We start from the raw sequence: 14,952 nt of genomic DNA, 5'->3' as shown, positions 1-14,952 counted from the left end.
GGCTAGTTGCCCTCCTCGGCGAACGATGCCTGGTAGGCGGCGAACTGGGCGCGCTCCTCGTCGACGAGCGGGCTGCCGTCGGCGTAGGCGTGGTCGAACAGCGCAAGGGGCTCCGGGTCGGGCATCGACCGCACCACGTCGCGCACCCGCTTGCCGAGGACCTCGCTCTCCTCGTCCAGCGCGGTGAAGTACGCCGCGTCGGCGAGCTCCTGCTTCTCCAGGTACGTGCGCAGCCGCAGGATCGGGTCCTTGGCCTCCCAGGCCACCCGCTCCTCGTCCGCCCGGTACTTGGTCGGGTCGTCCGAGGTGGTGTGGGCGCCCATCCGGTAGGTGAACGCCTCGACGAGGGTGGGGCCCTCACCCCGCCGCGCACGCTCCAGCGCCGACCTGGTGACCGCCAGACACGCCAGTACGTCGTTGCCGTCGACCCGGACACCGGGGAAACCGAAGCCCTGCGCGCGCTGGTAGAGCGGCACGCGCGTCTGCTTCTCGGTCGGCTCGGAGATCGCCCACTGGTTGTTCTGGCAGAAGAACACGACGGGGGCGTTGTAGACGGCGGAGAAGGTGAACGCCTCCGCCACGTCGCCCTGGCTGGAGGCGCCGTCACCGAAGTACGCGACCACCGCCGAGTCCGCGCCGTCCTTGGCGACGCCCATGGCGTAGCCCGTGGCGTGCAGGGTCTGCGAGCCGATGACGATCGTGTAGAGGTGGAAGTTGTTGCTGCTGGGGTCCCAGCCGCCGTGGTTCACTCCGCGGAACATCCCGAGCAGATTGGTCGGGTCGACGCCGCGGCACCAGGCGACACCGTGCTCACGGTAGGTCGGGAAGACGTAGTCGTCGTCGCGCAGTGCCCGGCCGGAGCCGATCTGCGCGGCTTCCTGGCCCAGCAGCGAGGCCCACAGGCCCAGCTCGCCCTGGCGCTGGAGCGCGGTTGCCTCGGCGTCGAAGCGGCGCGTGAGGACCATGTCCCGGTAGAGGCCCCGGAGCTCGTCCGCGCTCAGGTCGATCTCGAAGTCCGGGTGCTCCACGCGCTCACCCTCGGGCGTCAGCAGCTGCACCAGCTGGGGCTCGGAAGCCTCCGGCGTCTGCGCGGGTGTCTTCGCGGCGCTGGTCCGCTTGCTGCTGCGTCGCGGTTTGCGCGCGGCAGTGCTCTCCACGGTCACGTGCGTGCTCCTCCGTCGGTCCGGCCCCCGGGATGGCCGGGAACCAGTGCGGCTCGCCTGTGTCCGGACCCGTGCACGGGGTGGGTGCCACTCGGCCGGAACAGGCGTGACAGGTGCCCCGGCGAGCTTCCTGTCATAAGCACGTTACCCAGTGCATCGCACAACTGCGAAACACCCTGTGACCTGCAATTTTGCTTGGATTTCCAAGTAAATCGCAAAAATCGCGAACTCCCGCTGGTCACAGCGCCGGTAACGGCTCGGCAGGCGGCCGGAACACCGGCACGTTATCCCGGCCGACAGCCCTAGGGAAGGGCGGACGGGAAAGGAGTGTGTGAGACTGCGAAGGTGCGCGAAGAAGGAAAAATCACGGTATTCCTGCTCGACGATCACGAGGTCGTCCGGCGCGGCGTCCATGAGCTGCTGTCCTCCGAGGAGGACATCGAGGTCGTCGGCGAGGCCGGCACGGCGGCGGACGCCCTCGCGCGCATCCCGGCGACCCGGCCCGACGTCGCCGTGCTCGACGTGCGGCTGCCGGACGGCAGCGGTGTGGAGGTCTGCCGCGAGGTCCGCTCGAGGGACGAGGACATCAAGTGCCTGATGCTCACCTCGTACGCCGATGACGAGGCCCTCTTCGACGCGATCATGGCCGGCGCCTCCGGATACGTACTGAAGGCCATCCGGGGCAACGAGCTGCTCAGCGCCGTGCGCGACGTGGCGGCGGGCAAGTCCCTGCTGGACCCGGCGGCCACCGCCCGTGTGCTGGAGCGGCTGCGCGAGGGCAAGGACGGCAAGGGCGACGACCGGCTCGCGGGCCTGACCGACCAGGAGCGCAGGATCCTCGACCTGATCGGCGAGGGGCTGACGAACCGGGTGATCGGCGAACGGCTGCACCTCGCCGAGAAGACCATCAAGAACTACGTCTCCAGCCTGCTGTCCAAGCTGGGCATGGAGCGGCGCTCGCAGGCGGCGGCGTACGTGGCGAGACTGCAGGCCGAGAAGCGCTGAGCGGGGCGGAACGGGGCACCGCACCGGTACCGGCACCAATCACACCGCGCGAGGGCGGGGGGCCGAGAGGCGGGGCGCGGCACCGGCGCCGCGCGAGGGCGGGGCGGGGACACCGGCCCCGGTTCCCCGTCCGCGCGAGGGCGGAGCAGGGACTTTGGTCCCGGCCCGTCGGGGCGGCGGACCCTTACACGGCTCCTACCCGTGGCCCAGAGTGGGACGCATGCTTTCCTCCCGCCCCTCCGACGCCGCAGGCACCGGCCCCTCCGGCTCCCCGGCCGCATCCGTCGCGGAGAAGCTCCGCGCGATCGAACTGCTCGGCAGCGTCCACTACGGCCGGCTGGCCATGAGCATGCGCGCCCTGCCCTTCCTGGCCGTGGCCCGGCACCTGGTGACCGAGGGCCGCGTGCTCCTGCGGATGCACCGGGGGCTCGGCTTCCACGAGTCCTGCGACGGGAGCGTCATCGCCTACGGGGCGGACAACTTCAACTTCCCGGAGCCCGACGGCAAGGAGGGCCTCTGGTCGGTGCAGTTCACCGGCCCCGTGGAGATAGTGCACCCGGCCTCCGACCAGCGTGAACGCTTCGGGACCGGCCCGTCCGTGGTGAACGGCGAGCACTTCGATCCCGTGTACCTCAAGCTCGATCCGCACCTTGCCCATATGCACACTCTGGGCTTCGGCGCAAGTCCGTCAGGGCGGACACACAGCGTCACCTAACATGTGGCGAGTGCTGCGCTCATCTGTGACCCTTCCGCCTGTCCCTCCGGTCGGCGAGGTCCTGCGCCGCTACCCCGGCGCCGGGGCGCCCCTCGCCTGCGAACCCCTCAACAAGGGCCTGCTCAATCACGGTTACCGCGTGTCCACCACGCGAGGCTCGTACTTCCTCAAGCACCACCTCGACAAGCACCACCTCGACGACGCCAGCGGCGACCACGCCACGATCGTCCGGCAGCACCGGGCGACCCAGCAGCTGCACTCCCTCGGTGTACCGGTGGCCCCGCCCCTCGCGGACACACAGGGTGACACGGTCACGGTGATCGGCGGGCAGCGCTACGCCCTGCACCACTGGGTGGACGGCCTCCACCGGGACGGCGCCCAGCTGACGACGGCCGAGTCACGCCGGCTCGGGGCGCTCCTCGGAGCCGTGCACATGGGCCTGGAGCAGGTCATGGAGGCGGACCCGCCGCCGCCCGCACGGGCTCAGAGTCCCAGCCCCGACCCCGTCGACACGTTCGCGCTGATCGACGAGTTGCTGACCGCCGCGCGGCGGATGGGCCCCCGGGACGCCTTCGACGAACTCGCCGTACACCGTCTCGTCGAACGCCGCGCCCTGCTGGAACAGCACGCGCACCGCCGTCCGCCCACGCCCGAGGGCTCCGCCAGGGGGTGGGTGCACGGTGACTTCCACCCGCTGAACCTGCTCTACCGGGGCGCCGACCCCGTGGCGATCGTCGACTGGGACCGGCTGGGCGTACAGCCGCGCGCGGAGGAGGCGGTCCGTGCCGCGGCCATCTTCTTCGTCCGGCCCGACGGTGAGCTGGCGCTGGAGAAGGTGCGGGCGTACGCACGCGCGTACCGGCGGGCGGCAGGCGCGGGGGCGGCCGAGCTGGCGGCCGCCGTGCACCGGGTGTGGTGGGAGCGCCTCAACGACTTCTGGATACTGCGCTGGCGCTACCGCCTCCACGACCGCAGGGCCGACCCGCAGTTTCCCGCGGTGTCGGCCCTGGCGGTGTGGTGGACGCGCGAGTACGAGGCGGTCGGCGAGGCCTTCACGGAGTGAGGGCCTCCCGGCGCTCCCGGCGCTCCCCGCACTCCCCGCGCGCGAGCCTCGCGGGCGCCCCCGGTGAAACACCGTCCGGTGGAACCCGCCTCACCGTCCGGTGAGGCGGATCGTCATTCCCCCGTGGTGCCCGTCGCCCCCGCGGCGGCTCCCGCCGCGGCGCCGCCGGCCGGAGTGCCCGCGGTGGTCCCTTCCGTCGTGCCCCCCGTGTCGTCACCGGTACCGCCGTCCTCGGTGCCACCGTCCGACGTACCGCCGTCGTCACCGGTCCCGCCGTCCGTCGTCGTACCGCCGTCGGTCGTGCCGCCCGTACCCGGCTCGGTCGCCGTCGGTGTCGGGCTCGGCTCCTTCGTCGGCTCGGTCGGGTCCTCCGTCGGGGTGTACGACGGCTCCCGCGTCTCCCACGTCTGACCGCCCGAGGAACTGTCCGGCTCCTCGGTCTCCTCGGTCTCCTCGTCCGTCGGGTCCGCCGATGAGGGCGTCGCCGAGGGCGAGACGGTGGTGGAGGGCGTGGACGGGGACTTCTTGCTGCCGCCGAGGTCCGCCGCCTGGAGGGCGAACGCGACACCCGCGCCGATCGCGATGAGCGCGAGCAGCACGAACAGCCACATCTTGCCGCGACCGCCGCCGTTGTGGTTCCCGCCTGCGTACGCCCCGTCGTCCGGGTTCATCGGCGGCAGGATCGGGCCCTGCGAGGTGTCCCCGTACGAGGGGCGCCCCATGGCCGTCGTGCTGCCGCCCATGTTCATCGCCGCCGTACGGCCGCTGTCGTGCGCGTCGACCGGGCCGGTGTTCCAGGTGCCCGTGTGCCCGCCCTGCACCTGCAGCATCTGCAGGCTGTACTGGACGAGGCCGCGCATCTCCTCGGCGCTCTGGAACCGGTCGTCCGGGTCCTTCGCCAGGGAGCGCATGACGAGCCCGTCCAGCTCCGGCGGTACGTCCCCGGCGGTCTGGGAGGGCGGCACCGGCATGTCCTGCACGTGCTGGTAGACCACCGAGAGCGGGGTCTCACCCGTGAACGGGGGCCGCAGCGCGAGCAGCTCGTAGAGCAGACAGCCGGTGGCGTACAGGTCGGAGCGGTGGTCGACGGCCTTGCCGAGCGCCTGCTCGGGGGAGAGGTACTGGGGGGTGCCCATGACCATGCCGGTCTGGGTCATCGTCGACTGGGCGCCGTGCAGCGCGCGGGCGATGCCGAAGTCCATCACCTTGACCGCGCCGGAGTGCGTGATGATCACGTTCGCCGGCTTGATGTCACGGTGCACGATGCCGTGCTGGTGGGAGTAGGCCAGGGCCTCCAGGACTCCCGAGACGATGATCAGCGCCTGCTCGGGCGGCGGAGCCTCGGCCTCGAGCAGCAGGTCGCGGATGGTGTTGCCCTCGACGAGCTCCATGACGATGTAGGGCACCGTCGATCCGCCCACGACGTCCTCGCCGGAGTCGTACACGGCGACGATCGCGTGATGGTTCAGCCCGGCCACGGACTGTGCCTCACGCGTGAAGCGGGCCTTGGAGACCGGGTCCTCGGCAAGATCGGAACGGAGCAGTTTCACCGCTACCGTGCGTCCCAGACGGACGTCCTCCGCGGCGTAGACCTCGGCCATGCCGCCGCGGCCGAGCCGGTGGGTCATGCGGTAACGGCCGTCTCCGACCACACCGCCGACACCCCAGGAGTCGGTGCCATCCGAAACTCCGCCGCCGTTTGCTTCGGATTCGGGTGCCATCAGTCCTCGCCGTCGTATCTGTCCGCGCGTCCGCGGGTTCTCACGGTGCCTTGCTGCATTGCCACGTCACGCTACAGCCTCTGGCCGACACGCCGGTTTTCAGAGTGACGGGCCATCCAATCGGCTCGCGCGCCGTCCGCGCAAATTCCATGCGCGTCCGGTAACGCTTCCGAGACGCTTCTTGTGCGTACGGTCACGGAACGGGCACCCGGCTTGACGTGTCGTACCCCTCGGGCAGACTTGGCCCGTCATAGGGATGATCGCGTCCACGCCGGGCGCCGAGGGGGATGCGAGCTCATGAGCCACGACGGTGCACAGGGACGCTACGCGGGCGGTTCCGTGGCCGGTGGCCGCTACCAGCTGCGCGACCTGCTCGGCGAGGGCGGCATGGCGTCCGTCTACCTCGCGTACGACTCCGCCCTCGACCGCCAGGTCGCCATCAAGACGCTGCACACGGAGCTGGGACGCGAACAGTCCTTCCGTGAGCGCTTCCGCCGCGAGGCGCAGGCCGTCGCCAAGCTGCAGCACACCAACATCGTCTCCGTGTTCGACACGGGCGAGGACGAGCTCGGCGGCGCGCTGATGCCGTACATCGTCATGGAGTACGTCGAGGGGCAGCCGCTCGGCTCCGTGCTCCAGTCGGACATCCAGCAGTACGGCGCGATGCCGGCCGACAAGGCGCTCAAGGTGACGGCCGACGTGCTCGCCGCGCTGGAGACCAGCCACGAGATGGGCCTGGTCCACCGCGACATCAAGCCCGGCAACGTGATGATGACCAGGCGCGGCGTCGTGAAGGTCATGGACTTCGGCATCGCACGGGCCATGCAGTCCGGGGTCACCTCGATGACGCAGACCGGCATGGTCGTCGGCACCCCGCAGTACCTCTCCCCCGAACAGGCGCTCGGCCGCGGCGTCGACGCGCGCTCCGACCTGTACTCGGTCGGCATCATGCTCTTCCAGCTGCTCACGGGACGCATCCCGTTCGACGCGGACTCGCCCCTGGCCATCGCGTACGCGCATGTGCAGGAGGAGCCGGTCGCCCCGTCGAGCATCAACCGGTCGATCACGCCCGCGATGGACGCCCTCGTCGCCCGCGCGCTGAAAAAGAACCCGAACGAGCGCTTTCCGAGCGCCGCGGCGATGCAGGACGAGATCGCGCGCGTCCTGAGCGCGAGCGGACCCGCGGGCGCCCCGGTGATCGCGGGCGGCAGCGGTCCGGCGAACAGCGGCTCGGGCGTCGGCTCGGCGGTCTTCCCGCCCGTCGACCAGGCCACTCCGGCGCCGCAGAGCGTGCAGACGCCGTACCAGCCGCAGGCACACCAGCAGCAGCACCAGCCGGGCCCGTACGGCGCCCCGACCCCCGCTCCCACACCGGGCTACGGCTACCCGCAGGCGGCCCAGCCGTACGGGACGCAGGGGCCCCTGGGGCACCAGACTCCGCCTCCGTACACGATGACCCCGCACACGACCGCGGGAGGCTCGGGTGGCGGCTCCTCGCGGAACATGCCCGTCGTCGTCGGGGCGATCGTGGTCGCCCTCGTCGCGATCGGCGGACTCGTCGCCTTCCTGAGCTTGCAGGACGACGACTCCGGCAAGGGCGGCGATCCGAGCACCGGCGAGTCCTCCTCCGTGGCAGGGGAGCACAAGCCCCCGGAGCGGTACCGGACGATGGACGAGGAGGAGTGCACCGACCCCACGGAGGACAGCGACGATCCGGCCAAGGTCCAGGCTCCGAACTTCGTCTACAAGGACATCAACTCGGCGAAGACCTGTGCCGCCGCGGCGGGCTGGACGGTCAAGGTCATCGAGGTGGAGGGCAACACCTACGCCGAGGACCAGGTCATCGACCAGTTCCCGACCTCGGGCACGGCCGTGTCCGAGCGGGGCGCCCACTTCGAGCTGCGGATCGCGACCGGCGACCCGGCCTGACCGGCCACCTCCGGTACCACCTCCGGTCCCGCCGCAGGGGCACCCCTCCGGTACCACCTCCGGTTCCGCCGCAGGGGCCCCTCCGGTTCCGCCGGAGCTGACTCCCCGCGCCGTCGGGCCGCGGCTTCCTGACGCTTTCGGGATGCCGGACATTTCGGGGCATGTGACGCTGATCTCATGCCTCCAGGACTCCCGGTTCCATGGCCGTCACGGTGCGCCGTCTGCCTGGTGATCGCCGTAGGCGTGGCACTCGGACCGCCGGCCTGGGCGCAGGCGGAAGGCGGGGCCCCCGGCTCCGCACCCCCTGGCCACCTGGCGCCGGCGAGGCCCCCGCAATCCCCGTCCCCCTCCGCGAGCGCGTCCGCCGGGGAGCCACCCTTCGCCGGGCGGCAGGCAGGGGAGGGGCGGGCACGGCCGGGGCGGTCGCTCTCCCCCCAGGACATCACGGACTCCGAGGCCGCGGCGGACGAGGTGCCGCCGGATCCGGACCCCGTCGACGTCCCCGCCTTCACACCGCCTCCCGGGGCCTTCCCCGAGCCCGGTGAGAGCGAACGGCAGCGGCAGCGAAAGGCGCTGGACGAACCCAGCCTGCGGCAGGTGCGGGACGTCTCCCTGGGGACGGGGATCACCCTGGTCGGACTGGGGCTGGCGTTCCTGGCGCTGCGCATGCGCCGCGCGAGCTGACGCGGGCGACCGGTCGCACCTTCCGGTCGGGGCACTTGCGAACAGCAGCATACCGGGTATACATACTCAGTATGTCGATCCGTCACGGGCTGCTGGCCCTCCTGGAACGGGGCCCTCGCTACGGCTCCCAGCTCCGCACCGAGTTCGAGTCCCGCACCGGCTCCACCTGGCCGCTGAACGTCGGTCAGGTCTACACCACCCTGAGCCGCCTGGAGCGCGACGGCATGGTCGCCCAGGACGGTGAGGACGACGCGGGCCACGCGCTCTACTCGATCACCGACGACGGACGGGGCGAGCTGAGGAGCTGGTTCGAGACTCCCGTCGACCGCAGCAGCCCGCCCCGTGACGAGCTGGCGATCAAGCTGGCGATGGCGGTCGGGGCACCCGGCGTCGACATCCGCGCCGTCATCCAGTCCCAGCGGAGCCACACGCTGAAGGCGATGCAGGACTACACCCGGCTGAAGGCCCAGGCACTCGCCGTCGAACCTGCCGATCGCGACGAGGTCGCCTGGCTGCTGGTGGTGGAGCAGCTGATCTTCCAGGCAGAGGCCGAAGCACGCTGGCTGGACCACTGCGAGTCCCGGCTCGTACGCCTGGCCGCCGCCGCCGCGACGGAGCCCACCACCTCCACGAGCCGGGCTGCCACGCGGTCCGCCGCCTCGCGCCCGTCCACCCACCGCTGACCACCGGCGGCGCGGCGGACCCCGCACCGGCCCGCGTCGTTCGGGCCGAGCCACGGGAGACCACACCGGTCCGCGTCGCAGCGACCGCAGCACACCACACCGGTCCGCGTCACAGCGGCCGCAGCACACCAGACCGGTCCTTGTCACTCCGGCCGCAGCGCACCAGACCGGTCCTTGTCACTCCGGCCGCAGCGCACCAGACCGGTCCTTGTCACTCCGGCCGCAGCGCACCCACACCGATCCGCGTCACAGCGGCCGCTTTCCGTACACCGTTCTCAGGGGGGAACCGCTCACCATGTCCTCGCCCGCTCCCACACCGCCCGCCGATCTCTCCGTGGACGCCCCCGTCCTCGAGCTGAGGGCCCTGACCCGCACCCACGGCTCCGGCGTCGCCGAGGTGCACGCCCTGCGCGGCATCAACCTCTCGGTCCACACCGGAGAGCTCGTCGCCGTGATGGGCCCCTCCGGCTCCGGCAAGTCCACGCTCCTGACCCTGGCGGGCGGCCTCGACACCGCGACCAGCGGCCAGGTCGTCGTCGAGGGCCAGGACATCTCCACGCTCGGCCGCAAGGGCCTCGCACGTCTGCGCCGGCGCAGCGTCGGCTACGTCTTCCAGGACTACAACCTGATACCCGCCCTCACCGCCGCGGAGAACATCGCCCTGCCGCGCGAACTCGACGGCGTCTCCGTGCGCAAGGCGCGCAGGGAGGCCATGGCCTCACTCGAGGAGATGCACCTCGCGGAGGTCGCCGACCGCTTCCCGGACGAGATGTCCGGCGGCCAGCAGCAGCGCGTCGCCATCGCCCGCGCCCTCGTGGGCGACCGGCGGCTCGTGCTCGCCGACGAGCCGACCGGGGCACTCGACTCGGAGACCGGCGAAGCCGTGCTCGCACTGCTCCGGAACCGCTGCGACCAGGGCGCCGCCGGTGTGATGGTGACGCACGAGCCCCGGTACGCGGCCTGGGCGGACCGGGTGGTCTTCCTCCGGGACGGGTCGATCGTGGACCAGACGGTGGCCACCGCCGCCGAGTCCCTGCTCGCCGCTGAAGGTGCGGAGTGAGCGTTCTCACCGGGTGGCGCGCCGCCCTCCGGATCGCCCGGCGCGACGCCCTCCGGGCCAAGGGCCGCAGCGCACTCGTCGTCTCGATGATCGCCCTGCCGGTCCTCGGTGTGACGGCCGCCGACGTCACGTACCGCAGTTCCGCGCCCACCGCCGCCGAGGAACTGACGGCGAAGATGGGATCGGCGGACGCCGTGTTCAGTTCGGCGGGCGCCGGGCCGGTCCCCCTGCAGCAGATGCCCGACCTCACCACCTGGGGCGCCCAGGGAGACGAAGGGGCCCGCCCGGCCGACGACGGCCACCGCGCACCCGTCGATGTACCGGCCACGTTCCCGAAGGGTTCGCGGTACCTCACCGAGCAGTCCGTTCCTGCCGTGGTCACGACGCGGCACGGGGTCGCCGACACCGAGATCGTGGAGCTGCGCACCTCCGATCCGGCGGTCCGGGGCAGGCTCGACCTGGTCGACGGGGCGTACCCGCACGGCGAGGGGGAGGCCGTCGCGACCGAGCGCTTCCTGGAATCCGCCGGACTCCGTATCGGCTCCCGCACGACACTGCGCGGCCCCGAGCAGACGTACACGATCACCGGCAGCGTCGAGCTGCCGCAGGAGCTCGACAAGAGCGCGTTGTACGCCGACCCGGGGACGGTGATCGCCCCGTGGAAGGCGGCGGCCGCCCGCGACGAGCAGGTCGTCCCTCCCTACCCCGACGGCAGGACCTGGCTCGTACGGAGCCCCGCCGGTGCAGGCGTCTCCTGGCCGGACGTGCTCAGGGCCAACGAGAAGGGCGTCCTGGTGCTGTCACGTCAGGTCGTTCTCGACCCGCCGCCGGATTCCGATGTCCCGCTGCTCGCGCACCAGGACATGTCCTTCGGAGAGAGCTCCGAGGAGCTGAGCGCGGGGGTGGCGACCGTCGTCGCCATGGCGGTCCTGGAGATCGTCCTGCTGGCAGGGCCCGCTTTCGCCGTCGGCGCGAGGCGCTCACGCCGGCAGCTCGGCCTCGTCGGCACCTGCGGCGCCGACCGGGGCCAGGTACGAGCCGTCGTGCTGTCCGGGGGCCTGGTGCTCGGCGCGGTCGGAGCCGTGACCGGTGTCGCCGCCGGAATCGGCCTCACCGCGCTGTTCCGTCCGATGATCGAGGGATGGACCGCAAGCCGTTTCGGCGAGCTGGACATCCGTCCTCCGGAGCTGCTGGGGATCGCCTTCATCGGACTCGTCACCGGCGTCCTTGCGGCTCTGACCCCGGCGATCGTCGCCGGCCGGCAGTCGGTGCTCGAATCGCTCACCGGGCGCCGTGGAACACGCCGGAGCTCACGCGTCCTGCCCGTCGCGGGCTGCGTGGCGCTGGCGGCGGGCGTGGCGGTCGCCGTGTACGGCGGCACGACCGGCGACACCCAGTTCGTCGCCGGCGGCTCCGTGGTCGCCGAACTCGGCCTGCTCGGCTGCATCCCGGTGATCGTCGGCTTCCTCGGCCGGCTCGGCACCCGGCTGCCGCTCTCCCCGCGCATGGCGCTGCGCGACGCGGCACGCAACCGGGGGCGTACGGCACCGGCGGTCGCCGCCGTCATGGCCGCGGTGGCTGGCACCGTCGCCATCGCCACGTACACCACCAGCGTCATGGCGGAACACGACTACGACCACCTGCAGGCGCTCACTCCGGGAACAGTGGCGCTCGTGGCGTCCGATCCGGCCGCCGTCGGCCAACTTCCCCTCGCCCGGGCCGCCGCTGAGCGGAATCTCGCGGTCAGCGGCGGGCGTGCCGACATCCGGCGTGTCTGGGCCGGCTCCGACTGCACGGTCTACTACGAGGGGGAGAACAGCTGCGGAACCCTCGAACTGGTCAAGCCGACCGGCAAGGGCCACAGCTGCCCGCTCCAGGGAGCCGGTGCCGCGAAGCTCGCCGAGAGCCTCTCCGCCCAGGAACACAAGAAGCTGATGAACTCCCCCGCGTGCGCCGACGAATACGCCACCGCGCAGGCACTCTCCACCGGCGACGGCAACATCGCCGTGGGGGACGCCGCACTGCTCAGGTCGTACGTGGAACTCGGCGACCCGGCGGCAGCCGAAGCCCTGGCGGCCGGGACCCCCGTGCTGCTCAACTCGGCGTACGCGCGGGACGGCCAGGTCACGCTCAACGCCGTCCACACGTACAACGCGCACGACAAGGAGAACCGCGGGCTCCACCCGGGCAGGGCCGAGACCACCACCGACCGGCTGAAGGTCTACGTCGCGCCCGCGAAGTACGCCTCCACCCCCGGGATCCGCATGATCCTGCCGCAGCGGACAGCGGACCGGCTCGGTCTGCACTCCGCGGACTACGGGACCGTCTACACCGTCGCGCACGTGCCGACGGACGCCGAGTCGCAGGCGGTGTCGGCGGCGTTCACCAGGGCCGGGAACGGGATCCACCTGGTGACCGAGAACCCCATGGAGAGGCGTGACGAGGACGTGGTCCTGCTGATCCTCGCGCTGTTCGCGGGCGTCGTCACCCTGGGCGCCGCCGCGATCACCACCGGTCTCGCCAAGGCGGACGCGGAAGCCGACCTCACCACGCTCAGCGCGGTGGGGGCCCCGCCCGGCGTACGGCGCTCGCTCTCCGGGTTCCAGTGCCTGGTGGTCGCGCTCACGGGCGTACTGCTCGGCACGGCGGCGGGCATCGTGCCCGCGGTGGCCCTGCGTCTGGTGGACCTGCGCGAGGCGATGGCGGCCATGCGGGAGCAGCCGATGGACTCCGCCTACACCCCTGTGGTGATGCCGTGGGAGACCATCGGGCTGCTGGCCCTCGTCGTACCGGTGGCGGCCGGGCTGCTGGCCGCCGCGTTCACCGGATCGCGGTCGGCGCTGACCAGGCGCGTGGGGTGACGGGCGAGGGCCACTGACCGGTCACGGTTCTGCTTCCCCTCGCCTCCGGTCCCCCCGCGGTTCCGGTTCTCCCTCGGGTTCGGTTCGCACGCGGCCCGCCCGGTGCCCCCGGACAGGGGTGATCATCCCTTTCCGGGGGCACACCACGTGGTGAGGCCCGCATGCGAGACAATGGCGTCATGGAGATGCCGAGGAATGAACGGTCGCAGGAGCACCCCCAAGTCCTCGTGGTGGGGCAGGACGGAATGGCCATCGGCGGCGGTGGCGGTGACGACGAGTCGCGTGAGATCCCGGTGACGGAGATGGTCGAACAGCCCGCGAAGGTCATGCGCATCGGCAGCATGATCAAGCAGCTTCTGGAAGAGGTCAGGGCGGCTCCTCTCGACGAGGCGAGCCGGGTCAGGCTGAAGGAGATCCACGCGAGCTCCGTGAAGGAGCTCGAGGACGGTCTGGCGCCGGAGCTCGTGGAGGAGCTCGAACGGCTCTCGCTGCCGTTCACCGAGGAGTCCGTACCCTCCGAGGCCGAGCTGCGGATCGCGCAGGCCCAGCTGGTCGGCTGGCTGGAGGGCCTCTTCCACGGCATCCAGACGGCGCTGTTCGCCCAGCAGATGGCGGCCCGTGCGCAGCTGGAGTCCATGCGCCGCGCCCTTCCTCCGGGCGTCGGTCATGAGGACGAGGAAGGCGGAGTCGACCCGCACGGACCGGCGCGCTCCGGCCCGTACCTGTAACGAACCGAATCCACCGAGCGCGGTACGCACGGGGCCCGGCACACGCGGTGTGTGCCGGGCCCCGGCGTCTTCCGGCGGCTCCTCGTGATGCGCGCACACGGTCGAGGCGCGGCGGACCACTGCCCGGGAGTGCACCCTCATCCGGCTGCTCGCACCCCACCCTGGACGTACTCACACCTCCGGACGTGCTGGTGACCCTGGCCCGCTCGGGTCACGCCTCCGGACGTGCTGGTGACCCTGGCCCGCTCGGGTCAGGCCTCCGGACGTGCTGGTGACCCTGGCCCGCTCGGGTCAGGCCTCCGGACGTGCTGGTGAACCTGGCCCGCTCGGGTCAGGCCTTCGGGGCGGCCAGGAGGATCTTGCCGACGTGGCTGCTGGATTCCATCAGCCGGTGAGCCTCCGCGGCATCCGCCATGGGCATCGTGCGGTCCACGATCGGCCGGACGACACCGTCGGCGAGCAGCGGCCACACGTGCTCACGTACCGCCGCGATGATCGCGGCCTTCTCCGCGAGCGGCCGTGCACGCAGCGACGTCGCCGTGACAGCGGCCCGCTTGCTCAGCAGGGCACCCAGGTTCAGCTCGCCCTTGGCACCGCCCTGGAGACCGATGATCGCGAGGCGGCCGTTCACCGCCAGCGCCCGCACGTTCCGGTCCAGGTACTTCGCCCCGACGATGTCGAGGATGACGTCCGCCCCGGCACCGTCCGTCACCTTGCGCAGTTCCTCGACGAAGTCCTGCTCGCGGTAGTCGATGAGGATGTCGGCGCCGAGTTCCTCACAGCGCGCCAGCTTCTCGGGGCCGCCCGCCGTCACCGCGACGCGTGCACCGACGGCCTTCGCGAGCTGGATCGCCATCGTGCCGATGCCGCTGGACCCGCCGTGGACCAGAAGGGTCTCGCCAGGGCGCAGGTGGGCCACCATGAAGACGTTGGACCAGACCGTCGCCGTCACCTCGGGCAGCGCGGCGGCCTGCGCGAGGTCCACGCCGTCGGGCACGGGCAGCAACTGGCCAACCGGGACGGCCACCTTCTCCGCGTATCCGCCGCCGGAGAGAAGTCCGCACACCTCGTCGCCCTCGGCCCATCCGGTCACACCGGGGCCGAGCGCCACGATGCGACCCGAGCACTCCAGGCCCGGGTAGGGAGAGGCGCCGGCCGGGGGGTTGTAGAAGCCCTGCCGCTGGAGGACATCGGCCCGGTTGACCGCACTGGACACGACCTCGACGAGGACTTCTCCCTCGCTGGGTACGGGATCGGGGACCTCTGCCCATACGAGCGCTTCGGGGCCGCCGGGTTCGGGGATCGTGATCGCATACATGGCCGCGAGGCTACTCCGTGCG

12 protein-coding genes are annotated in these 14,952 nt (G+C 71.7%); 9 read left to right on the top strand and 3 right to left on the bottom strand.

Features of this window, described 5'->3' with window-relative positions; genetic code table 11:
• Positions 1-2: 2 nt before the first annotated feature.
• A complete protein-coding gene (pdhA, locus tag ACIRJR_RS02840; protein WP_403772766.1) occupies positions 3-1,163 on the bottom strand; it encodes a pyruvate dehydrogenase (acetyl-transferring) E1 component subunit alpha in 1,161 nt (386 codons plus the stop codon).
• A gap of 345 nt (positions 1,164-1,508) precedes the next feature.
• On the opposite strand from pdhA, the gene ACIRJR_RS02835 reads away from it, so the two are divergent.
• The 3 genes from ACIRJR_RS02835 to ACIRJR_RS02825 all read left to right on the top strand — a co-directional run bounded on the left by ACIRJR_RS02835 (position 1,509) and on the right by ACIRJR_RS02825 (position 3,946).
• A complete protein-coding gene (locus tag ACIRJR_RS02835; protein ID WP_403772763.1) occupies positions 1,509-2,168 on the top strand; it encodes a response regulator in 660 nt (219 codons plus the stop codon).
• A 220-nt stretch (positions 2,169-2,388) separates the two neighbouring features.
• The gene (locus ACIRJR_RS02830; protein ID WP_403772760.1) at positions 2,389-2,883 is read left to right on the top strand and encodes a pyridoxamine 5'-phosphate oxidase family protein; all 495 of its coding nucleotides are present in this window, start codon (positions 2,389-2,391) and stop codon (positions 2,881-2,883) included.
• A 1-nt stretch (position 2,884) separates the two neighbouring features.
• Positions 2,885-3,946, top strand: a complete 1,062-nt coding sequence (locus tag ACIRJR_RS02825) for a phosphotransferase (protein WP_403772757.1) — start codon at positions 2,885-2,887, stop codon at positions 3,944-3,946.
• 113 nt (positions 3,947-4,059) lie between these two features.
• On the opposite strand, the gene ACIRJR_RS02820 is transcribed toward ACIRJR_RS02825, so the two are convergent.
• Positions 4,060-5,667 (bottom strand): protein kinase, encoded by a 1,608-nt coding sequence (locus ACIRJR_RS02820; RefSeq protein WP_403772754.1) that lies wholly within the window; start codon positions 5,665-5,667, stop codon positions 4,060-4,062.
• A 297-nt stretch (positions 5,668-5,964) separates the two neighbouring features.
• Here ACIRJR_RS02820 and ACIRJR_RS02815 point away from each other — a divergent pair, with 297 nt between their 5' ends.
• The 6 genes from ACIRJR_RS02815 (at position 5,965) to ACIRJR_RS02790 (ending at position 13,612) form a co-directional block, all read left to right on the top strand.
• On the top strand, positions 5,965-7,596 hold the full coding sequence (locus ACIRJR_RS02815; protein WP_403772751.1) for a protein kinase: 1,632 nt from the start codon (positions 5,965-5,967) through the stop codon (positions 7,594-7,596).
• 177 nt (positions 7,597-7,773) lie between these two features.
• The gene (locus ACIRJR_RS02810; RefSeq protein WP_403772748.1) at positions 7,774-8,280 is read left to right on the top strand and encodes a hypothetical protein; all 507 of its coding nucleotides are present in this window, start codon (positions 7,774-7,776) and stop codon (positions 8,278-8,280) included.
• A 71-nt stretch (positions 8,281-8,351) separates the two neighbouring features.
• A complete protein-coding gene (locus tag ACIRJR_RS02805; RefSeq protein ID WP_403772745.1) occupies positions 8,352-8,963 on the top strand; it encodes a PadR family transcriptional regulator in 612 nt (203 codons plus the stop codon).
• A 295-nt stretch (positions 8,964-9,258) separates the two neighbouring features.
• Positions 9,259-10,023 (top strand): ABC transporter ATP-binding protein, encoded by a 765-nt coding sequence (locus ACIRJR_RS02800; protein WP_403772742.1) that lies wholly within the window; start codon positions 9,259-9,261, stop codon positions 10,021-10,023.
• Complete coding sequence (locus tag ACIRJR_RS02795; RefSeq protein ID WP_403772739.1) at positions 10,020-12,884, top strand: FtsX-like permease family protein; 2,865 nt, start codon at positions 10,020-10,022, stop codon at positions 12,882-12,884. Before ACIRJR_RS02800 ends, ACIRJR_RS02795 begins: the two co-directional genes overlap by 4 nt.
• 179 nt (positions 12,885-13,063) lie before the next feature.
• Complete coding sequence (locus tag ACIRJR_RS02790; protein ID WP_403772736.1) at positions 13,064-13,612, top strand: bacterial proteasome activator family protein; 549 nt, start codon at positions 13,064-13,066, stop codon at positions 13,610-13,612.
• 331 nt (positions 13,613-13,943) lie between these two features.
• On the opposite strand, the gene ACIRJR_RS02785 is transcribed toward ACIRJR_RS02790, so the two are convergent.
• Positions 13,944-14,930: an NAD(P)H-quinone oxidoreductase gene (locus ACIRJR_RS02785; RefSeq protein ID WP_403772733.1), complete on the bottom strand. Its 987-nt coding sequence runs from the start codon at positions 14,928-14,930 to the stop codon at positions 13,944-13,946.
• Positions 14,931-14,952: the final 22 nt, after the last annotated feature.

This window comes from Streptomyces sp. NPDC102402 (assembly GCF_044765765.1).
GTDB lineage: Bacteria > Actinomycetota > Actinomycetes > Streptomycetales > Streptomycetaceae > Streptomyces.
This window is presented reverse-complemented; position numbering and strand designations above follow the sequence as displayed.

Excerpts from the sequence above, each read along its gene's own strand:
- ACIRJR_RS02790 (WP_403772736.1), top strand. The coding sequence starts at position 13,064 with ATGGAGATGCCGAGGAATGAACGGTCGCAGGAGCACCCCCAAGTCCTC.
- ACIRJR_RS02810 (WP_403772748.1), top strand. The coding sequence starts at position 7,774 with ATGCCTCCAGGACTCCCGGTTCCATGGCCGTCACGGTGCGCCGTCTGC.
- ACIRJR_RS02820 (WP_403772754.1), bottom strand. The coding sequence starts at position 5,667 with ATGGCACCCGAATCCGAAGCAAACGGCGGCGGAGTTTCGGATGGCACC.
- ACIRJR_RS02830 (WP_403772760.1), top strand. The coding sequence starts at position 2,389 with ATGCTTTCCTCCCGCCCCTCCGACGCCGCAGGCACCGGCCCCTCCGGC.
- ACIRJR_RS02800 (WP_403772742.1), top strand. The coding sequence starts at position 9,259 with ATGTCCTCGCCCGCTCCCACACCGCCCGCCGATCTCTCCGTGGACGCC.
- ACIRJR_RS02815 (WP_403772751.1), top strand. The coding sequence starts at position 5,965 with ATGAGCCACGACGGTGCACAGGGACGCTACGCGGGCGGTTCCGTGGCC.
- ACIRJR_RS02805 (WP_403772745.1), top strand. The coding sequence starts at position 8,352 with ATGTCGATCCGTCACGGGCTGCTGGCCCTCCTGGAACGGGGCCCTCGC.
- ACIRJR_RS02785 (WP_403772733.1), bottom strand. The coding sequence starts at position 14,930 with ATGTATGCGATCACGATCCCCGAACCCGGCGGCCCCGAAGCGCTCGTA.
- ACIRJR_RS02825 (WP_403772757.1), top strand. The coding sequence starts at position 2,885 with ATGTGGCGAGTGCTGCGCTCATCTGTGACCCTTCCGCCTGTCCCTCCG.